Source organism: Streptomyces sp. GL_141 (genome assembly GCF_057834385.1).
Window position 1 is genome coordinate 5635877 of record NZ_CM174402.1, and the last position, 20268, is coordinate 5656144.

Consider the following 20268-nt stretch of genomic DNA (forward strand, 5'->3'; position numbering starts at 1 on the left):
CCGTCAGTCACCTGCCTGGATCAGGCCGCCGCGCCGCCGCATCAGCAGCGCGGTGAAGGCCATGGAGAGGGCGAACAGCACCAGGGCGACCACGCACGCGGTGCCGTAGTCGAAGCGCTGGAAGCCGACGTTGTAGATGACCTGGGGCAGGGTCAGCGTGGACTTGTCGGGGTACCCGGGCTCGAACTGCTGCCCCGAGCCGCCCATCACGCCCGACGCCACCTTCCCCGCCACCAGGGGCTGTGTGTAGAACTGCATCGCCTGGATGACCCCGGTGACCACCGCGAACAGGATGATCGGGGAGATGTTCGGCAGGGTGATGTGGCGGAAGCGCGCCAGGGCCCCGGCCCCGTCCAGCTCGGCGGCCTCGTACTGCTCGCGCGGTACGTCGAGCAGCGCGGCCATGAAGATGACCATCAGGTCGCCGACCCCCCACACGGCGAGCGCGGTCAGGGCGGGCTTGGACCAGGCGGGGTCCGTGAACCAGCCGGGCGTGGGCAGTCCGACCGCGTCCAGCAGGGTGTTCACCGGGCCGGTCCCCGGGTTGAGCAGGAAGACGAAGGCCAGGGTCGCCGCCACCGGAGGAGCCAGGTAGGGCAGGTAGAACAGGGTGCGGAAGACGCCCGTACCCAGCTTGATCTTGGTGATGAGCAGGCCGATGCCCAGGCCGAAGGCGACCCGGCAGGCGACCATGACCAGGACCAGCCACAGGGTGTTGCGCATGGCCGGCCAGAACATCGGGAGGTCGGAGAAGACGTAGGTCCAGTTGTCCAGCCCGTTGAAGACGGGCGGGCGGAAGCCGTCGTACTTGGTGAAGGAGAAGTAGACGGTGGAGACGAGCGGGTAGGCGAAGAAGACGCTGAACCCGATCAGCCAGGGCGACATGAAGGCCGCCGAGCGCAGCGCCGACCTGCGGCGCCTGGCGCGCAGTTCGGGGGAGAGGGTGCCGTTCATCGGGCTACTTGGCCTTCGCGATGTCCGTGTCGATCTGCTGGTCGGTCTTGGCGAGACCGGCCGGGATGTCCGTTACCTCGCCCTTCTCGACCGCGTACGCGAAGTCGGTGAAGGTCAGCTGGTAGGTGCCGCCGTCCGCCTGCGCCGGGGTGGTGGTGGACTTCGGGTGCTTGGCGATGTCGATGAACGTCTTGAACTCCGGGCTCACCTGGAGGTTCGGGGAGTCCAGGGCGGCCAGCGTGGAGGGCACGTTGTGGATGGCGTTGGCGAACTCCACGACGGCCTCGGTGTCGGTCGTCATGTACTTCGTCAGCTCCCAGGCGGCGTTCTGCTTCTTGCTGCCCGAGGCGATGCCCATGATCGTGCCGGCGAGGTAGCCCTTGCCGTATTCGGCGACCCGGTCGTCGGGGACGGGCATCGGCGCGGTCCCGATCTCGAACTTGACCCCTGCCTCCTTCGCCATGGGCGCCCGCCACTCGCCGTCGATCTGCATGGCCACCAGGCCCAGGTGGAAGGGGTGCTCGGCGCTCCACTCGTCACCGAAGGTGGTGCGGAACTTCTCCAGCTTCTCGTATCCGCCGAGCTTGCCGACCAGGTCCTTCTGCGCCGTCAGCATCTGTGCGAAGCCGGGGTCCTTGGCGAGGTTGGACTTGCCGTCGGCGGTGAAGTACGACGGGCTCCACAGCGCGGCCAGCCGCTGGGGGGCGGTCTCGTAGCCGTGGAAGGTGGGCATGATGCCGAGCTGCTCGTACGAATCCCCCTTGTGGATCGTCAGCTTCTGCGCGGCGGCCTCGAACTGGCTCCAGGTCTTGGGCGGTTCGGTGATCCCGGCGGCCGCGAAGGCGGTCTTGTTGTAGACGAGGCCGTAGGCGTCGTTCAGCAGCGGCAGCGTGCACTGGTTGCCGTTGAACTGGGTGTACTCCAGGAGGGTCTTGGGGAAGACCTTCTCCTTGTCGACCCCGGACTTCTTCAGGAAGGGGTTCAGGTCGGCGAAGGCGCCGGAGTTGCAGAACTTGCCGACGCTGTCGGTGGTGAAGGAGGAGACCACGTCGGGGGCCTTGTCGCCGCCGGCGCGCAGCGCCTGGTTGATCTTGTCGTCCGTCATGTTGCCCGTGACGTTCACCTTGATGTTCGGGTGGGCCTTGGTGAACCGGGCGATGTTGTCCTCGATGGCCTTGATCTCGCTGGGTGCGGACCAGCCGTGCCAGAAGTTGAGGGTGACGTCCTTGTTCGGGTCGTCGGCGGCCGTGTTGGAGGCGGAGCCCGTACACGCGGTGGCGAGTACGGATATCGCGGCGACGGCGGTTGCGGCGACGGTCAGGCGGCGGATTCCGGGCATGGCGGAGTCACTCTCTGCGCGGGGGGACTTCCTGGAGGGGTGGTGGTGCAGGGGAGGCGTGCCGTGGTGCGGGAGGTGCCGGTGGTGCCGGGTGGTGCGGTTCAGTGGCGGGAGGTGCCGGTGGTGCGGGGGGTGCGGTTCAGCGGCGGGAGGTGCCGGTGGCACGGGTGGTGCGGTTCAGCGGCGGGAGGTGTCGAAGACCTCGTCGCGGGTGGCGGCGAGGGCGCTCTCCAGCGCCCCGCGCAGGACGGGCCGTTCCCGTACCTCGCCGGTGACCAGCAGGGGCCGGGACGGGGCGAGGTCGGCGAGCTCGGCTTCGAGGAGCTCGCGCAGCGGCTCCCCGCCCGCGATGGTCAGGGCGCCGGAGAGGATCACGATCTCCGGGTCCAGTACGGCGACCAGCGAGGCGAGACCGGTGGCGAGGGCGGTGGCGTACTCCCGCAGGAGCTCCAGGTGGGCCCCCTCGGGCGCGGCGGCGGCCTGGGCCAGCAGCGCGGCCGCCGCTTCGACCATGGCCCCGGCCTCGGCCCCGTACACGGCGCCGTGCACCGAACCGGTCCCGGCCGCGGCGGCCGGCGGGGCTTCGACGCCGAGCCGGTCCGCCATCGCGGGCAGCACCTGTACGCCGGCCAGTTCCTGGTAGCCGCCGGAGTTGACCCGGGTGACCTGGCGGACCAGGGGGTGCCCGGCGACCGGCAGGAAACCGATCTCCCCGGCGCCGCCGGTCCAGCCGCGGTGCAGCCGGCCGCCGAGCACGAGGGCGGCCCCGAGGCCCTCCTCGTTCCACAGCAGGACGAAGTCCTCGTGGCCGCGGGCGGCGCCGAGCCGCTGTTCGGCGACGGCGGCGAGGTTCACGTCGTTCTCGTACTCGACCGGCATCGGCAGGGCCGCGGCGAGCTCGTCGAGGAGCGTGGGGGACTGCCAGCCCGCCAGGTGGTCGGCGTAGCGCAGGACCCCGGTGCGGGGGTCGAAGGAGCCGGGGGTCGCGATGACCGCCCGGTGGATGTCGGCGAGGTGCAGCCCGGCGTCCTTGACGGCCTCGCCGAGGGCGCGGGTGACCTGCTCGACCGGCCCGGTGCCCTCCGCGTACGGGAGCTCGTGGCTGCCGATCACCTCGCCGGCGAGGTCGGCCACGGAGGCGAGGATCCGGCCCGGGGTGACGTCGAGCCCGGCGACGTGGGCGGCCCGGGCGTTGACGGCGTAGAGCTGCGCGTTGGGGCCGGGGCGGCCGGTGGCGGTGCCGGTGGCGACGACGAGGCCGGCGGCCTCCAGTCGGGCCAGCAGCTGGGAGGCGGTGGGCTTCGAGAGGCCGGTGAGGTGCCCGATCCGGGTCCGGGACAGGGGACCGTGCGTCAGCAGGAGCTCGAGCGCGGCCCGGTCGTTCAGGGCGCGCAACAGGCTGGGCGTACCGGGGGTGGCGGGCATGGGGTGACTTCTCTCTCACCGAGGTGAACTGTTAGGTAAGTTTCCTATTGGTGGGTCGCTCGTGTCAATGGCACTGCGTACACCACTGCCCCCGCAGGGTGGACCTACGGGGGCAGTGGCGTACGGGTACGGGTTCGTGCGCGGCGGGCGCTACTTCGTGATGCGCGGGCCGGAGCCGGAGACCGGGGAGCCGCCCGCGGCCGGCTGCGGGATCTCCGCGGTGGCCAGGGACTGCGGGGAGGCCGGGTTCGCCAGCGCCGACGGCGGGGCGACGGCGGCCGAGGGGTCGGCCGGGGCCGCGTCCTCCTCCGCCGCCGGCAGGCCGCCGACGATCCCGATGCCCGCGGCGTCGAAGGCGTCCTTTATCCGCCAGCGCAGCTCGCGCTCCACGGTGAACTGCTGCCCCGGCATCGTCTTCGCGGACACCGACACCGACATCGAGGCCAGCAGCACCTCGTCCAGGCCCAGCACCTCCACCGGGCCCCACAGCCGCTCGTCCCACGGGGACTCCTTGGCCATGGTGTCGGCGATGTTCTTGATCACCTCGCGGATGCGGGAGAGGCTCTCGGTGGGCTTGACCTGCACCGCGACGCTCGCCGTGGCCCAGCCCTGGCTGAGGTTGCCGATCCGCTTGATCTCGCCGTTGCGGACGTACCAGATCTCGCCGTTGTCGCCGCGCAGCTTGGTGACGCGCAGCCCCACCTCGACGACCTCGCCCGAGGCCACCCCGGCGTCGATCTTGTCACCGACGCCGTACTGGTCCTCAAGGATCATGAACACCCCGGAGAGGAAGTCCGTGACCAGGTTCCGGGCACCGAAACCGATGGCCACACCGGCCACACCGGCGCTCGCCAGCAGCGGCCCCAGGTTGATGTCGAGCGCGCCCAGCACCATCAGGGCCGCCGTGCCGAGGATCAGGAACGAGGCCACCGAGCGCAGCACCGAACCGATGGCCTCGGACCGCTGGCGGCGCCGCTCGGCATTGACCAGCAGACCGCTCAGGGCCGTGCCCTCGACGGCGTCGGCGCCGCGGTTCATCCGGGTGATCAGCTTGGTCAGGGACTTGCGGACCACCGATCGCAGGGCGAAGGCGATGACCAGGATGAGGACGATCCGCAGGCCCAGGTACAGCCATCCGGCCCAGTTCTCCTCGATGAAACTGGCGGCCTGGGTGACGTTCTCGTGCGTCTCTCTGATCGTTTCGGACGCGTCCGGGTTGTCGGCTGCGAGCGGGAGCAGGGCGGCAGGCCAGGGCACGGCGGGAACCTCCAGATGTAGCGTCCTGCCCGCGGAAGGGGTGGGGCGGGCAGACCATCCACCCTAACGGGGCACTTGCCCGGACTTGTTGCCGTGTTCGAGGGAGAGACCAGACTCACGCGGGGAGGAAGCGGGTGTGGTCGAAAACACCTCGGACCCGTTACGGGCGCGTGGTGGCGCTTCGACCAGCCGTAAGGGGAGACTGGAAAGCAGATCGTCCCGGCGCGAGCCACGCGCCGCCGGCGTTATAGGAGGCAGTCCGTGCCGCACGTCCTGGTCCTCAACGCGTCGTACGAGCCCCTCGGCGTCGTACCGCTCCGTCGCGCGCTCGTCCTCGTCCTGGAGAACAAAGCCGTCTCCCTGGAAGAATCCGGCGCCTTTCTGCACAGCGCGACAAGGGCCGTCCCCGCGCCCAGCGTGGTTCGGCTCAAGCGCTTCGTGCGGGTCCCCTACCGGGGGCCCGTTCCACTCACCCGCCGCGCGCTGTTCGCCCGGGACGGCGGCCGCTGCATGTACTGCGGGGCCGTCGCCACCAGTGTCGACCACGTCATCCCGCGCAGCCGGGGAGGGCAGCACGCCTGGGACAACGTCGTCGCCGCGTGCCGTCGCTGCAACCACGTCAAGGCCGACCGGCACCTCGTCGACCTCGGCTGGCGGCTGCGGCACCAGCCGGCTCCGCCGTCGGGGCTGGCCTGGCGGATCATCGGGACCGGACACCGGGATCCGTGCTGGATGCCGTATCTCCAGCCGTACGGGGCGGAGGATGCGCTGGATCGCATCGGGGTCCCGGTCGCTGCCGCGGCGGTCGCGTCCTAGCCCCCTGAGCCGGACCCCGCGCCTCAAACGCCGGCGGGGCCGGATCTGCCGCGCAGCGGCAGATCCGGCCCGTCAGGGTCCGGGCGGAGCCCGGGGAACGGTGGAAGGGCGGGTAGGGGACTGCCCCGCAGGGTTGCCCGGCCCCCTACGGGGCCATCGCGAAGGCTTCCGCGCCCAGCAGGCTGCAGCCGTACTGCGTGGCCCGGGCCTCGCACGTGACCCGGACGAAGCGGGCCGGGGCCGCCGCCGGGTCCAGGTGGACGGAGTCCACCCCGCCGCGGGAGGCGACCGTCGCCGACGGATGCCAGGCGACACCGTCCGCCGAGGTCTCCACCCGGAACCGGGAGGGGTACGCCTCCTGCCACCGCAGGCGCAGCAGCCCGATCCGCGCCGGAGCCGGCAGCTCCGCCTGCCACCAGGCCCCGTCGGCCGCGGGCGAGGACCAGCGGGTGGACGGGGAATCGTCCAGCGCCCCCGACGCGGGGAACGCCGGGGTCTCGTCGGCCGAGGACGAGGCCACGGCGGAGCGCAGCAGGTTCGGGCCGGCCGTGCGCGGATGGGCGCGGACCTTCAGCGTGTGCGTCTCGGAGCCGAAGGTGACCGGGACCTCGTAGGTGCCCGGCGCCGTGCCCGCGGCCACCGTGACCTCGACCGGGACGGTCGCCGTCGTACCGCGCGCCGCCGCGGCCGTCTCCGGCAGGCGTACGGAGATCCCCGGCGGCGCGGTCGCCGACAGGGGCCCGCGGACCTCGCCGGGACGCAGCGCGGACAGCTGCGCCGGGATCCGTTGCGGGGCCCCGCCGATCTCCGCGTCCACGGTCCGCGCCAGCTCGAAGCGGGCCTCCGGGCCGTCCGCCGTCCACGGGACCACGCCGTGCACGGCCGGAGCCGGTCCCGACCAGACGAGCCGGACCGCGTCGGCCCGCAGGCCGCCCACGTCCGCCTGGGTCCAGCCCGACGCCGCCGCCTCCGCGACCTTGCGCCAGCCCTCGCCCGGTACGTGGGCCTCGATCACGGCGCCCCGGCTGCCCGGCGGCAGCGGGTCGGTCATCACGGTCACCACCGACACCGGCCGGGTGTCCGACAGCTGGACCGTCCACGCGTCGGCCTGCCGGGTCACGGTGCCCGGCTCGCGGGCGGCGCCGGTCCACGCGTCGGCCTCGGCCGCGGCCCGCGCCAGGAAGGGGTCCAGCACCGCCTTGTCGACCCGGGCGGCTTCCGCCCCGGACAGCGCCGCACGGGCGGCGGTGAGGGCCTGCGAGGCCTGCCAGGCCGCCGCCCCGTCCCCGCGGGCCTGCGCCTGGAGGACGTCGAGGGCCAGCTCCCCGGCCGCCCCGTAGCGCGCGAGCCGCGACAGCCAGGGCCCCGCCTCCTCCGCGAGCGCGGGCAGCCGGTCCGGGGCCTCGCGCAGCACGCGGAAGGCGGCGCGCAGCCGCTCGCCCGCGGCCGGGTCGCCGGAGCTGCGGGCCCGCCAGAACTCCTCCATCAGCGGGACCAGGTAGGCGGACTCCGGCTGGGCGAGGCCGGAGGAGGCGTTGTTCCCGGCCAGTGCGGCCAGGGCCTCGCGGGCCTTGGGGTCGGGCCCGGCGAGCGAGGCCACCGCCGCCGCCCAGGAGTCGGCGGCCCGGTAGCCGCGCGGGTTCCACGTGAAGTCCGCCGCGGTGAACAGCGGGATGCGCGACAGCGTGCCCTGCGGCATGGCGTTGGCCAGCACGGCGGCCGAACCGCCCGCGACCACCGGGTCGCGTCCCGCGTAGGGTCCGAGGAAGATCCGGCCCGGATCCCAGTCGTTGACCGGGTAGTTGTCCATGGTGACCAGCGGGTGCTGCCCGAGCGCCGAGCGCGCCCCGTTCATCTCCTGCCCGGTGATCGTGCGCGGCACGACGCCGACGCCCGTCCAGGCCACCTCGACCCGGCCGTCCAGGGCCCCGGCCAGCGCGGTCCGGTAGGGCGTCGCGCCCTCCTGGTAGTACTCCGTCGGCAGCAGCGACAGCGCGGGCGCCCCCGGATAGCGCCGGGCCAGGTGCGCGGCCAGTTCGCCCGCCACCTCCGCGTGCGCCTTCGCGGCCGCCGCCGGGCCCTTGCCGTACCGCTCCCGGTCGGCCCGGCAGCCCCACTCGGTGTAGCTGACGTCCTGGAACTGCACCTGGAACGCCCGGAAGCCGAGGTCCCACATGGCGTCCAGCTTGCGGGCGAGTGCCGCCCGGTCGGCCGAGGAGGCCAGGCACATCGACTGCCCGGGCGCCACCGCCCAGGCGAGCACCACCTGGTTGGCGCGCGCCCGGTCGGCCAGCTCCCGCAGCTCCGCCGCCCGCGGCGCCGGGTAGTCGCGGCGCCATTCCGTGGTCCGGTACGGGTCGTCACCGGGCGCCAGCAGCAGCCGGTTCAGCTTGGTGCGGCCCATGAACTCCACCTGCGCGAGCCGCTGGGCGGCCGTCCACGGAGTCCCGTAGAACCCCTCCGTGATCCCGCGCACCGGGGCGGACGGCCAGTCCCGTACGAGGACCCCCGGCACCTTCCCGCCGCCCTGGGCCAGCAGTTGACGCAGCGTCTGGGCCGCGTGGAACAGCCCGTCCTCGCCGGTGCCGGCCAGCGCGACCGTGTCCCGCCCCTCGGCGCGGCCCACGGCCAGCCGGTAGCCCCCGGCCGGCAGGTCGCCGACCGCGTCCGCGCCCAGGGCCCGCAGCGCCCGCTCCGCATCAGGCCCCTGGAGCCGTACGACGGGGACGGCGTCGGGCAGCGGTTCCCCGTCGGCCCGCTCGTGCAGGGTCCGTACGCCCGCCCCGTGCAGGGCGTCGCGGACCACCTGGGCGGCGTACGGGTCCACGCCCGCGGGCAGCACCAGCACGGCCTCGGCGCCCAGCGGCACCGCGCGCGCCGGGTCGGCGGCCATCGACTGCGGCCGGGGCCACACCGCGGGTCCCTCGGCGGTGGCGCGCGCCGGATCGGAGCCGGGGTCGAGCGCGGGGGCCGGTACGGGAACGGGCGCCGGGTCGCGCAGCGCCGCGGGTGCCGCGGGCGCCGCGGGAGCCGCGGGTGCCGCACCCGCGTCCGGCGCGGCGGGAGCGTCCGGTGCGGTCGGCGAAGCGAAGGCGCTGGGAGGGCCCACCACCGCCGAGCCGCCCAGCAGCGCGCCGATGACGGCCACCGCCGCGGCCGTTGCCGTGGCCCGCTTGCTGCCCCAGGTCTGCACGGAGCCACCCCGTCCCGAGTCGTCCCCCGCTCGTACGAATGAGCCAGAGCCCACCATCCGTACGCCCGGGGTGTCAACGCCGGCGGGTGATCTGACCTGGATCGGCCATGAATGCGGTGCCGCCGACTGGGTAGGGCTGGGATGTTCTCCGGACCGCGCGCCGGAGGGTGTTCCCGACGTTCCCGCACGCCAGGGCCGACGGCTCCGTGCGCGTGGTGACCGGCGCGGAGCTCCGCAACACCTCCCGTGCGCGGCGCGAACACAGGCACGTCTGTACGGATTCACGTCCCGCACAGGAGAATTTCCGCTGTCGGTGGTGCGCGGACGGCGCGCGGACCGACACAGTGGGAGCCGTCCACGGGTCCTGACCGATCCTCACGTACGAAGGAGTGCCTGCCGGTGAACACCAAGGCCGTGAAATCCGAGAACGCCATCACCTCCACCACCTCCATATCCACCACGTCCGCCCCGAAACGGCGTCCGCCGCTCGCCCATCTGCCGGCGCAGGCCGGACCCGACGAACGGCCCCTCACCAGCGAGCCGTCGCTCGCCGACGCCGCGCACGCGCCGTTGACCAGTGAGCCCCCGCTCGCCTGCGAGGCCCCGCTGACCAGCGAGCCGACCACCCATGCCGCGGCGGCCGCCGCGGGTGACTAGACGACAAGGAACCTGATGGACGACCTCGCCCGGCTCGCGGCCCTGTACGGAGTCGCCACCACCTACCAGCCCGCCGAGGACGTCACCCTCCGGGTCCCGGAGGCCACCGTCGCCGCCGTACTGCGGCAGCTGGGGGTGAACACGGACACCCCGGAGTCCGTACGGGCGGACCTGGCCGCGGCCGAACACGACGCGGCGCACCGGCTGTTGCCGCGCGTGCTGGTGTGGTGGGCCGGTTCCCGGCCGCCCGTGGAGCTGGGCGCGCTGCCGCCGGGGACCCGGACGCGGCTGGAGGCGGAGACACAGGGGGGCGGGCCGCCCGGGGCGGCGGACGCGGCCCCCCAGGAGCCGCCCGCGGCCTGGAGCGCGGCCGACGTGGGGGAGCCGCCGCTCGGCGTGCACCGGATCCACGTGGAGGCCCCCGACGGCCGCACCGCCACCGCCACCCTGATCGTGGCCCCCGACCGGGCTCCGGCAGCGCCCGAACGCACCCACGGGCTGCTCGTCCAGCTCTACTCGGTGCTCTCCGAGCGCTCCTGGGGCATGGGCGACCTGGGCGACCTCGCGGAGCTGGCGCGCTGGGCGGGCCGTGTCCACGGAGCCGGCTTCGTCCAGGTCAACCCGCTGCACGCGGCCGTCCCCGGCAACCCGACCGACCCCTCCCCCTACCGGCCGTCCTCGCGCCGCTTCCCCGACCCGGTGCACCTGCGGATCGAGGACGTCCCCGAGTACGCCGACTGCCCGGACCGGGCCGCCCTCGCGGAACTGGCCGACCGGGGAGCGGAGTTGCGGCGCGAGGTGCTGGAGAAGGGGGCGCTGATCGACCGGGACGCCGTCTGGACCCTCAAGCGGGCCGCCCTGGAGCTGCTATACGCCGTCCCGCGCGGCCCCGAACGGGAGGCGGCCTACGGGCGGTTCCGCGCCGAGCAGGGCGAGGAGCTGGACCGGCACGCCACCTGGTGCGCCGGGCACGCCGGGGACGACCCGAAGGCACGGGCCGACTTCCACCGCTGGCTGGTCTGGCTGACGGACGCCCAGCTCGCCGCCGCCCAGCGGGCCGCCAAGGAGGCCGGGATGGCGGTCGGCATCGTGCACGACCTGGCCGTCGGGGTGCACCCGGAGGGCTCGGACGCCACCGGAGCCCCCTTCGGAGCCCCCCACTACGCCCGGGCCGTCTCCGTCGGCGCTCCGCCGGACGCCTTCAACGCGCGCGGCCAGGACTGGGGGCTGCCCCCGTGGCGGCCGGACCGACTGGCCGCCACCGGGTACGCGCCGCTGCGTGCCCTGCTGCGGGGGGTGTTCCGGTACGCGGGCGCCCTGCGCATCGACCACGTCATGGGACTCTTCCGGCTCTGGTGGATCCCGGAAGGGGCCCCGCCCGCCGAAGGCGCGTACGTCGCGTACGACGGGGAGGCGATGCTCGCCCTGCTGGTCCTGGAGGCGCACCGGGCGGGGGCCCTGGTCATCGGCGAGGACCTCGGCACGGTGCAGCCGGGGGTCCGTCAGGCGCTGGCCCGGCGCGGGGTGCTGGGCACCTCGGTGCTGTGGTTCGAGCGGGACTGGGGCGGCGACGGCGAGCCGCTGGAGCCGGAGCGCTGGCGGGCCGACTGTCTGGCCACCGTGACCACCCACGATCTGCCGCCCACGGCCGCCAAACTGGCCGGCTCCCACGTGGAACTGCGCGACCGGCTGGGCCTGCTGACCCGCCCGGCCGAGCGGGAGCGCGCCGAGGACGCGGCCGACACCGCGCGCTGGCTGGACGTACTGGAGGACCTCGGGCTCGACACGAAGGGCGAGGAGGCCGCCGTACGGTCCCTGTACGGGTTCCTGGCGCGCACCCCGGCCCGGCTGGTCGGGGTCTGGCTGCCCGACGCGGTGGGGGACCGGCGGCCGCAGAACCTGCCCGGCACCTGGGACCAGTACCCCAACTGGCGGCTCCCGGTCGCCGACGCGGAGGGCAGGCCGCTGACCCTGGAGGCACTGGCCGCCTCGCCGCGGGCGAACGCCCTGCTGGGGGCGGTGCGGGAGGCGGTGGGAACCCGTACGGCACCCCCGGGCGCGCGCGGCGTTTAGGTGTTCGCTACGTTTGCACCGTGGACAAGAAGAACGCTCTGCGCGCCGGCGCCGTCACGGCCGGAACGACGCTGATGATGCTGCTGATGACGTCTCCCGCCCTCGCGGTCACCCGTGACGACGGCGACGACCCGGGTCCGGGCCTGAGCGTCGCCGAGACGCTCGGCCTCTACGTGGCCGCGCCGATCGTGCTGTTCCTGGTCATCGCCGGTCTGGTGATGGTCGGCGACAAGTCGCGCAAGGCGCAGAACGAGAGCTGACCGAAGACTGAACCAAGGCGCCGGGGGTCCCTGAGGACCCCCGGCGCCTTGTCGTACCCGGAGCCGGGTCCTGCCTAGGGGACCCCTGCCATCACCTTGCGCAGGAGGCCGGTGAGCGCCGCGATCTCCGCCGCGTCCAGGCCGGTGAGCGCTTCGCGCTGCACCTCCAGACCCGCCGCGACCGCCTCGTCGATGAGCGCGAGGCCCCGGTCGGTGATCGTCACCCGCAGCCCGCGCCGGTCGTCCGGATCGGGGCTGCGGCGGAGCAGCCCGGCCTTCTCCAGCTTGTCCAGCCGCCCCGTCATGCCGCCCGTGGTGAGCATCAGCGTGGCCGAGAGCTGGCGGGGCGAGAGGGTGTACGGGCTTCCGCTCCGGCGCAGCGTGGCCACGACGTCGAACTCCCCGCGCGAGATTCCGTAGCGCGCGTAGGCCTTGTCCATGGCGTCGCCCATGGCTTTGGAGATCCGGTAGATCCGGCCGAAGACGGCCATGGGCGCGGTGTCCAGATCGGGGCGCACGGCGAACCACTGGTCCGCGATCGCGTCGACGGGGTCCTTGTCGGTCATGGGCGCAGTATCCGGCTTCCGCCGATTCGTTGGCAAGAAAGTTGCTTGCGGGAAAGTAGCTTAGTGCTAAGCTACTTTCAAGTGAGCTACTCGTCCCTGCCGGAGGAGCACCGCCGTGAAGCGCGTCACCGCCCTCGCCCTGACCGCCCTCGCCCCCGTCTCCTGGGGCTCCACCTACTTCGTGGCCTCCGAGCTGCTGCCGCCCGACCGGCCGCTGTTCACCGGGGTGATGCGGGCCCTGCCCGCCGGGCTGCTGCTCACCGCCCTCGCGCGCAAGCTCCCCACGGGGCAGTGGTGGTGGAAGGCCGCCGTCCTCGGCGGGCTCAACATCGGCGCCTTCTTCCCGCTCCTGTTCCTCTCCGCCTACCGCCTGCCCGGTGGGGTCGCGGCCGTACTGGGCTCCGCGGGGCCGCTGTTCGTGGTGGGGCTCGCCGCCCTCCTCCTGGGGGAGCGGGCCCGGCTGCGGACCGTGCTTGCCGCCATCGTGGCGGCCTTCGGTGTCGGCATGGTGGTGCTGACCGCGCAGGCGGAGCTCGACCCGGTCGGGCTGGCGGCCGGCATCGTCTCCTCCGCCTCGATGGCCGCGGGCGTCGTCATGACCAAGCGGTGGGGGCGCCCGGAGGGCGTCGGCCCGCTGGCCATGACCGGCTGGCAGCTCACCGCGGGCGGCCTGATCATCATCCCGATCGCCGCGCTGGTCGAAGGGGCGCCGCCGGCGCTCGACGGCCGGGCCTTCCTCGGGTACGGCTACATGATGCTGATCAACACCGGCATCGCGTACTGGCTCTGGTTCCGCGGCATCGGGCAGCTCAGCGCCACCTCGGTCACCCTGCTCGGCCCGCTCTCGCCGCTCACCGCCGCCGTCATCGGGTGGGCCGCCCTGGGGCAGGCGCTGTCGCCGGTGCAGGTGCTGGGCATGGTGATCGCCTTCGGCGCCACCGTCGCGGGGCAGCTCGCGGCGGGTGCGGCGCGGCCGAAGGCCGAACCGTTCACTTTTCCTGAAGAAACCGATCGAAATGTTTCGATGGACCTGACGGGTGCCCCGGTGCGACGGTAGACCAACGAACCGACACTCCGAACCCCGAGGGGGAGACACACCGTGGCCGTCATGGACCGAGTCCGCACCGTCCCGCAGGAAGCACTGCCCGGCAAGGCGAAGAAGGGGGCCGCCGGTCTCGGCATCCTCCTCGCCCTGCTCGCGACGGTCGTCTGGTCCGGCAGCTTCGTCGCCACCCGCGGCATGGCCGACAGCATCCCGCCCGTCCAGGCCGTCTTCTGGCGCTGGGTGATCGCCACCGTGGCCGTCGCCCCCTTCGCCGTCCGGCAGGCCTGGCAGCAGCGGGCCCTGATCCGCAAGCACTTCGGCTACATCGCCCTGGCCACCCTCTTCGGCGTCACCCTCTACAACACGCTCGTCCACCAGGCCGGACTGACCACCTCCGCCTCCAACATGGGCATGATCATGGCCGCCTCGCCGGTCATCATGGCCCTGTACGCCCGGCTCGGCGGCGAGAAGCTCGGCGCCCGGCGGACCTTCGGCCTGGCCCTCGCCGCGCTCGGGGTGCTCCTCCTGGTCGGCAAGGGATCGATCCGCTTCGACTTCGCCGCCGGCGACCTGTGGATGTTCGGCGCCGCCCTGTCCTTCGCCACGTACAGCGCGCTCCTCAAGCGCAAGCCCGCCGAACTGGGCGGACTCGCCTTCCTGCTCACCACCTTCGTCCTCGGCGCCCTGATGCTCGCCCCCGTCCACGCCGTGTCCGTCGGCGTCCAGGGCGGCTTCCAGGTCACCCCCTCCACCGCCGGAATGCTCCTGTACGTCGGCGTCTTCTCCTCCGCCGTCGCCTTCTTCGCCTGGAACAAGGCCGTCTCGATGATCGGCGCCGCCCGCGCCGGAGTCGTCTACTACCTCCAGCCGGTCTGCGTCGCGGGACTCGGACTGCTGCTCCTCGGCGAGACCACCGGCCCGACGCAGCTCCTCTGCATGGCGCTGATCCTGGGCGGCGTGGGTCTGGGTGCCCGGCGGTAGGTTCGGTCCCATGATCGAGTGGGACATCAAGAAGCTGCGGATCCTGCGGACCCTCGCCGAACAGGGCACCGTGACCGCCACGGCCGAGGCGCTGCACATGACGCCCTCGGCCGTTTCGCAGCAGCTGACCAACCTGGCCAGGATGCTGGGGGTCCCGCTCCTGGAGGCCCAGGGCCGCCGGGTCCGGCTCACCGACGCCGCCCACCTCGTACTGCGGCACGCGGAGGCGGTGTTCGCGCAGCTGGAGCGGGCCGACGCGGAGCTGACCGGGTACCTCGCGGGGGAGGCGGGGGAGGTGCGGATCGGCGCCTTCTCCACCGCCGTACCGGTCCTCGTGGTCCCGGCGGTCGCCGCCCTGAGGCGCTCGCACCCCGGCGTGGAGGTCCGCGTACGGGAGACCGAGGCGGCCGAGTCCTACGAGCTGCTGTCCGCCGGGGTCGTCGACCTCGCGCTCTCCCTCGCCGCGCACGCCCCGACCGCGCGCGATCCCCGCTTCACCCGCAGGACCCTGCTGGAGGATCCCCTCGACGTGGCCCTGCCCCCGGACCACCCGCTGGCCGGGGCCACGGAGCTGCGGCTCGCGGACCTGTCCGGGGACCCGTGGATCTACGGCGGCTCCGGGCCCTGGTCGGAGATCACCCGCAACGCGTGCGAGGCGGCCGGGTTCGTGCCCGAGCAGGCGCACTCGGCGTCCGGCTGGACCGCGATCCTCGCCATGGTCGAGGCGGGCATGGGGGTGGCCCTGGTCCCCCGGATGGTGGCGAGCCGCGCCGCGGGCGTCGCCGTCCGGGTCCTGTCCCACGACCGCCCCGCCCGGCACGTCATCGCGGCCCTCCGCAGGGGCTCGGAGTCGGCCCCGGCCGTGGCCCATGTCCTGGCGGCCCTGAGGGCCGTCGCCGTGGCTCGGCCGTAGCCGCGGCTGCGGGCGGGGCAGCCCTGCGGGGCCGTCCCCTACCCGCCCTTCCACCGTTCCCGGGCTCCGCCCGGACCCGGTCCTCAAACGCCGGACGGGCTGGATCTGGCTGGCGTCGGCCCGCACGTGAACGCCGGCGGGGCTGGAAAATCCAGCCCCGCCGGCGTTTGAGGCGCGGGGTTCGGGGCGGAGCCCCGGCGGTGGCGCGAGCCGGTCAGACCCGGGCGTCGGCGGCCTGGGCCGCCAGCGCGCGCTCGATGCCCGCGCGGGACTCCGAGACCAGGCGGCGCAGGGCCGCGTTCGGCTCGGCCGAGGCCAGCCAGGCGTCCGTCGCCGCGAGGGTCTCCGCGGAGACCTGGAGGGACGGGTAGAGCCCCACCGCGATCTGCTGGGCGATCTCGTGGCTGCGGGTCTCCCAGACCTCCTTGACCGCCGCGAAGTACTTCGCCGTGTACGGGGCGAGGAGCTCGCGCTGGTCGGTCTGGACGAAGCCCCCGATCACCGCTTCCTGCACCGCGTTCGGGAGCGCGTCGCCCTCGACGACCGAGGCCCACGCCTTCGCCTTGGCCTCCGCCGTCGGACGCGCCGCGCGGGCGGTCGCCGCGTGCCGCTCGCCCGCCGCGGTCTTGTCCCGCTCCAGCTCGGCCGCGATGGCCGGCTCGTCGGCGATGCCCGTGGCGACCAGGCGCTCCAGGAACGCCCAGCGCAGCTCGGTGTCCACGGCCAGGCCCTTGACCTCGGCCGAGCCGTCCAGCAGCGCCGACAGGTAGGTCAGCTGCTCCTCGGTGCGGGCCGTCGCCGCGAAGGCGCGGGCCCACGCCAGCTGGTGGTCGCTGCCCGGCTCGGCCGCGCGCAGGTGCTCCAGCGTGGCCTCCGTCCAGACGGCCAGGCCTTGGCCCCGCCACGCCGGGTCGGCGTACAGCTCCACGGCCAGCTTGACCTGGCGGTGCAGCGACTGGACGACGCCGATGTCCGACTCCTTGCCGATGCCCGACAGGACGAGGGCGAGGTAGTCGCGGGTGGCCAGTTCGCCGTCGCGGGTCATGTCCCAGGCCGAGGCCCAGCACAGTGCGCGCGGCAGCGACTCGGTGAAGTCGCCCAGGTGCGCGGTGACGTTGGCGAGGGACACCTCGTCCAGACGGACCTTGGCGTACGACAGGTCGTCGTCGTTCAGCAGGATCACGGCCGGACGGGTCCGGCCGATCAGCTCCGGTACGGCGGTGAGGTCGCCGTCGATGTCCAGCTCGATCCGCTCGCCGCGCACCAGCTTGCCGTCGGCCAGGTCGTACAGGCCGACCGCGATGCGGTGCGGGCGCAGCACCGGCTCGCCCTTGGCGCCGGCGGGCAGCGCCGGGGCCTCCTGGCGGACGGCGAAGGCGGTGATGGCGCCGTTCTCGTCGGTCTCGATCTCCGGGCGCAGGATGTTGATGCCGGCCGTCTCCAGCCACGCCTTCGACCAGGGGGTCAGATCGCGGCCGGAGGTCTCCTCCAGCGCGCCCAGCAGGTCCGACAGGCGCGTGTTCCCGAAGGCGTGCGCCTTGAAATAGGCCTGCACGCCCTTGAAGAAGGCGTCCTGGCCGACGTAGGCCACGAGCTGCTTGAGCACCGAGGCGCCCTTGGCGTACGTGATGCCGTCGAAGTTGACCAGGACGTCGTCCAGGTCACGGATCTCGGCCATGATCGGGTGCGTGGAGGGCAGCTGGTCCTGCCGGTACGCCCAGGTCTTCATGGAGTTGGCGAAGGAGGTCCAGGCGTGCGGCCACTTCGAGCCCTCCGCGTCCGCCTGGCAGGCGATGGAGGTGTAGGTGGCGAACGACTCGTTCAGCCACAGGTCGTTCCACCACTCCATGGTGACGAGGTCGCCGAACCACATGTGCGCGAGCTCGTGGAGGATCGTCTCGGCGCGCGTCTCGTACGCCGCGTCCGTCACCTTCGAGCGGAAGACGTACTGGTCGCGGATGGTGACCGCGCCCGCGTTCTCCATGGCGCCCGCGTTGAACTCCGGCACGAAGAGCTGGTCGTACTTCGCGAAGGGGTAGTCGTACGCGAACTTCTCCTGGAACCAGGTGAAGCCCTTCCGGGTCACGTCGAAGATCGCGTCGGCGTCGAGGAACTCCGCGAGCGAGGGCCGGCAGTAGATGCCGAGCGGCACGGACTGCCCGTTCGCGCCCTCGTAGGAGCTGTGCACCGCGTGGTACGGGCCGACGATCAGGGCCGTGATGTACGTGGAGATGCGCGGGGTGGGCTCGAAGCGCCAGACGTTGTCGGCCGGAGCGTCCGCCCCCTGCGGAATGTCGCGTGGGGAGTTCGAGATGACCGTCCAGCCCGCGGGGGCCGTCACGGTGAACCGGAACGTCGCCTTCAGGTCGGGCTGCTCGAAGCTCGCGAACACCCGGCGCGCGTCCGGGACCTCGAACTGGGTGTACAGATACGCCTGATCGTCGACCGGGTCGACGAAGCGGTGCAGACCCTCACCGGTGTTGGTGTAGGCGCAGTCGGCGACGACGCGGAGCTCGTTGGCCCCGGCGGCGAGGTGCGCGAGCGCGATCCGGGAGTCGCGGAAGACGGCGGCCACGTCGAGGGACTTGCCGTTGAGGACGACCTCGTGCACGGCCGGAGCGACCAGGTCGATGAAGGTCTCGGCGCCGGCCTCGGCGGACTGGAAGCGCACGGTGGTCACGGAGGGGTACGTGCCGCCCTCTTGCGCGCCGCTGAGATCGAGCTCGATCTCGTACGAGTCGACACTGAGCAGCTTTGCCCGCTGCTGAGCCTCTTCACGGGTCAGATTCGTGCCTGGCACGCGGTCATCTCCTTCGATGGTGACGTTCCGCCCATCCTTCCACGCGGGCCGCGCCACCGCGGCGGAGTAATCCGCAGGCGAAACTCGATCGCGCGGGCCGGCTCGGTGGCGCAGCTTTTCCTACCCCGGTAGCATTCAGGGTATGAAGATCAGTGTGAGCCTGCCGCAGGAGGACGTTGCCTTCGTCGACGAGTACGCGACGAGAACGGACGCGGACTCGCGCTCGGCCGTCATACACGAGGCGATCGACCTGCTGCGCGCCGCAAAGCTGGAAGCCGAGTACGCGGCGGCCTTCGCCGAGTGGGACACGTCCGAGGACTCGGCCCTCTGGGACCGGACGGCTGGGGACGGGGTCACCGATGCGGCGTGGTGACATCTACCTCGTGGACCTCGACCCCGCGCGGGGGAGCGAGGCCAACAAGGTACGGCCGGCCGTGATCGTGTCGCACAACGCCGCCAACGAGTCGGTGGTGCGCAACGGCCGGGGGGTCGTCACCGTGGTGCCCCTGACTTCGAACACTGACCGCGTCTTCACGTTCCAGGTGCTCCTGCCGGCAGCCGAATGCGGCATGCCCAAGGACTCGAAGGCACAGTGCGAACAGGTCCGCGCGGTCGCCGCGGAGCGCCTGCGCCAGAGGGTCGGCGTGGTGCCGCGCCAACGCATGACGGAGATCGACGTCGCGCTGCGAAGGCATCTCGCGCTCTGAGCAACACGAAGGGGCGGCACCGTGACGGTGCCGCCCCTCACAGGTGCCCGACCGGCGTCAGCCCTGGCGCAGCTCCTCCGCGACCAGCTCCGCGATCTGGACCGCGTTCAGCGCGGCGCCCTTGCGGAGGTTGTCGTTCGAGAGGAACAGCGCGAGGCCGTTCTCGGTGGTCTCGTCGACACGGATGCGGCCCACGTAGGAGGCGTCCTTGCCGGCGGCCTGCAGCGGGGTCGGGATCTCCGAGAGCTCGACGCCCGGGGCGTCCTTCAGCAGCTCGTAGGCGCGCTCGACGCTCAGCGGGCGGTCGAAGCGGACGTTGACCTGGAGGGAGTGGCCGGCGAAGACCGGCACGCGCACGCAGGTGCCCGAGACCTTGAGCTCCGGGATCTCGAGGATCTTGCGGGACTCGTTGCGGAGCTTCTGCTCCTCGTCGGTCTCGAAGGAGCCGTCGTCGACGATCGAGCCCGCGAGCGGGATCACGTTGTAGGCGATGGGACGCTTGTAGACGGCGGGCTCGGGGAACTCCACCGCGCCGCCGTCGAAGGTCAGCTGGTCGGCGGCCTCGGAGACCGCGCAGGCCTGGCCCTTGAGCTCGGCGACGCCCGCCAGGCCCGAGCCGGACACGGCCTGGTAGGTGGTGGCGATCAGCGCGGTCAGACCGGCCTCGTCGTGCAGGGGGCGCAGCACCGGCATCGCGGCCATCGTGGTGCAGTTCGGGTTCGCGATGATGCCCTTGGGGCGGTTCCGAATCGCGTGCGGGTTGACCTCGGAGACGACGAGGGGGACCTCGGGGTCGCGGCGCCAGGCGGAGGAGTTGTCGATCACGACGGCGCCCTGCGAGGCGACCTTCTCGGCGAGGGCCTTGGAGGTGGCGCCGCCCGCGGAGAAGAGCACGATGTCCAGGCCGGAGTAGTCGGCCGTGGAGGCGTCCTCGATGGTGATCTCGCGGCCCTCCCATTCGAGGGTGGAGCCGGCCGACCGGGCCGAAGCGAACAGCCGCAGCTCGTCCACCGGGAACTTGCGCTCGGCCAGGATGCCGCGCATGACTCCGCCGACCTGTCCGGTGGCTCCGACGATTCCGACCCTCACGGTGACTCCTCTTGTACGTACGACGCGGGCGCGCGTGAAGCCATCATGCGTTCGACCCCACGAGCCTTGTCCAATCCATTGTCCGAGGAGCGGACGGTGTTCTCCGTGTGAACCCCGGTGACAACTCCGTGGCGGCCGTGTTTCACCCCCGCCCACCGCCCGTTTTGCCTGGTCGCAGCCGGTTAGCGTCCGG

At 72.9% G+C, this 20268-nt stretch carries 17 protein-coding genes; 9 read left to right on the top strand and 8 right to left on the bottom strand.

Annotated features, from left to right (window positions below; translation table 11 throughout):
• Positions 1–3 precede the first annotated feature (3 nt).
• The 4 genes from AC3IX6_RS25015 to AC3IX6_RS25030 form a co-directional block, all read right to left on the bottom strand.
• Positions 4–954, bottom strand: coding sequence for a carbohydrate ABC transporter permease (locus AC3IX6_RS25015; protein WP_489364775.1), 951 nt, complete (start codon positions 952–954; stop codon positions 4–6).
• Between the two features lie 4 nt (positions 955–958).
• A complete protein-coding gene (locus AC3IX6_RS25020; RefSeq protein ID WP_489364777.1) occupies positions 959–2293 on the bottom strand; it encodes an ABC transporter substrate-binding protein in 1335 nt (444 codons plus the stop codon).
• A 177-nt stretch (positions 2294–2470) separates the two neighbouring features.
• Positions 2471–3718 (bottom strand): ROK family transcriptional regulator, encoded by a 1248-nt coding sequence (locus tag AC3IX6_RS25025; protein WP_489364779.1) that lies wholly within the window; start codon positions 3716–3718, stop codon positions 2471–2473.
• Between the two features lie 150 nt (positions 3719–3868).
• Positions 3869–4975, bottom strand: coding sequence for a mechanosensitive ion channel family protein (locus AC3IX6_RS25030; RefSeq protein WP_489364781.1), 1107 nt, complete (start codon positions 4973–4975; stop codon positions 3869–3871).
• A 261-nt stretch (positions 4976–5236) separates the two neighbouring features.
• Here AC3IX6_RS25030 and AC3IX6_RS25035 point away from each other — a divergent pair, with 261 nt between their 5' ends.
• Positions 5237–5791, top strand: a complete 555-nt coding sequence (locus tag AC3IX6_RS25035; protein WP_266877654.1) for an HNH endonuclease — start codon at positions 5237–5239, stop codon at positions 5789–5791.
• 145 nt (positions 5792–5936) lie between these two features.
• On the opposite strand, the gene AC3IX6_RS25040 is transcribed toward AC3IX6_RS25035, so the two are convergent.
• Positions 5937–8984: a beta-N-acetylglucosaminidase domain-containing protein gene (locus AC3IX6_RS25040; RefSeq protein ID WP_489364783.1), complete on the bottom strand. Its 3048-nt coding sequence runs from the start codon at positions 8982–8984 to the stop codon at positions 5937–5939.
• Between the two features lie 432 nt (positions 8985–9416).
• Here AC3IX6_RS25040 and AC3IX6_RS25045 point away from each other — a divergent pair, with 432 nt between their 5' ends.
• From AC3IX6_RS25045 to AC3IX6_RS25055, 3 genes are read left to right on the top strand one after another with little or no spacing between them, the layout of a single operon-like run.
• Entirely contained in the window at positions 9417–9641 is a 225-nt protein-coding gene (locus tag AC3IX6_RS25045) for a hypothetical protein (protein WP_489371556.1), read from the top strand.
• Between the two features lie 15 nt (positions 9642–9656).
• Positions 9657–11714 carry a 4-alpha-glucanotransferase gene (locus AC3IX6_RS25050; protein WP_489364785.1) on the top strand — a complete coding sequence of 686 codons (2058 nt, stop codon included), beginning with the start codon at positions 9657–9659 and terminating at the stop codon, positions 11712–11714.
• A 20-nt stretch (positions 11715–11734) separates the two neighbouring features.
• On the top strand, positions 11735–11974 hold the full coding sequence (locus AC3IX6_RS25055) for a hypothetical protein (RefSeq protein WP_489364787.1): 240 nt from the start codon (positions 11735–11737) through the stop codon (positions 11972–11974).
• 74 nt (positions 11975–12048) lie between these two features.
• Here AC3IX6_RS25055 and AC3IX6_RS25060 read toward each other — a convergent pair whose 3' ends face one another.
• Positions 12049–12540 (bottom strand): MarR family winged helix-turn-helix transcriptional regulator, encoded by a 492-nt coding sequence (locus AC3IX6_RS25060; RefSeq protein ID WP_489364789.1) that lies wholly within the window; start codon positions 12538–12540, stop codon positions 12049–12051.
• Positions 12541–12655: 115 nt separating this feature from the next.
• On the opposite strand from AC3IX6_RS25060, the gene AC3IX6_RS25065 reads away from it, so the two are divergent.
• The 3 genes from AC3IX6_RS25065 to AC3IX6_RS25075 are packed head-to-tail and all read left to right on the top strand — an operon-like array spanning position 12656 to position 15479.
• Positions 12656–13597 (top strand): EamA family transporter, encoded by a 942-nt coding sequence (locus AC3IX6_RS25065; RefSeq protein ID WP_489364791.1) that lies wholly within the window; start codon positions 12656–12658, stop codon positions 13595–13597.
• A gap of 51 nt (positions 13598–13648) precedes the next feature.
• A complete protein-coding gene (locus tag AC3IX6_RS25070) occupies positions 13649–14566 on the top strand; it encodes a DMT family transporter (protein WP_489364793.1) in 918 nt (305 codons plus the stop codon).
• 10 nt (positions 14567–14576) lie between these two features.
• Complete coding sequence (locus tag AC3IX6_RS25075; protein ID WP_489364794.1) at positions 14577–15479, top strand: LysR family transcriptional regulator; 903 nt, start codon at positions 14577–14579, stop codon at positions 15477–15479.
• A gap of 214 nt (positions 15480–15693) precedes the next feature.
• Here AC3IX6_RS25075 and pepN read toward each other — a convergent pair whose 3' ends face one another.
• On the bottom strand, positions 15694–18279 hold the full coding sequence (gene pepN, locus AC3IX6_RS25080) for an aminopeptidase N (RefSeq protein WP_489364796.1): 2586 nt from the start codon (positions 18277–18279) through the stop codon (positions 15694–15696).
• A gap of 142 nt (positions 18280–18421) precedes the next feature.
• Between pepN and AC3IX6_RS25085 the strand changes: the two genes are divergently transcribed.
• Positions 18422–18652 (top strand): ribbon-helix-helix domain-containing protein, encoded by a 231-nt coding sequence (locus AC3IX6_RS25085; protein ID WP_489364798.1) that lies wholly within the window; start codon positions 18422–18424, stop codon positions 18650–18652.
• Positions 18639–18986 (top strand): type II toxin-antitoxin system PemK/MazF family toxin, encoded by a 348-nt coding sequence (locus tag AC3IX6_RS25090; RefSeq protein WP_489364799.1) that lies wholly within the window; start codon positions 18639–18641, stop codon positions 18984–18986. Before AC3IX6_RS25085 ends, AC3IX6_RS25090 begins: the two co-directional genes overlap by 14 nt.
• A gap of 57 nt (positions 18987–19043) precedes the next feature.
• Here the strand turns inward: AC3IX6_RS25090 and AC3IX6_RS25095 are convergent, their stop codons facing one another.
• The gene (locus AC3IX6_RS25095; RefSeq protein WP_489364801.1) at positions 19044–20075 is read right to left on the bottom strand and encodes an aspartate-semialdehyde dehydrogenase; all 1032 of its coding nucleotides are present in this window, start codon (positions 20073–20075) and stop codon (positions 19044–19046) included.
• Between the last annotated feature and the right edge of the window lie 193 nt (positions 20076–20268).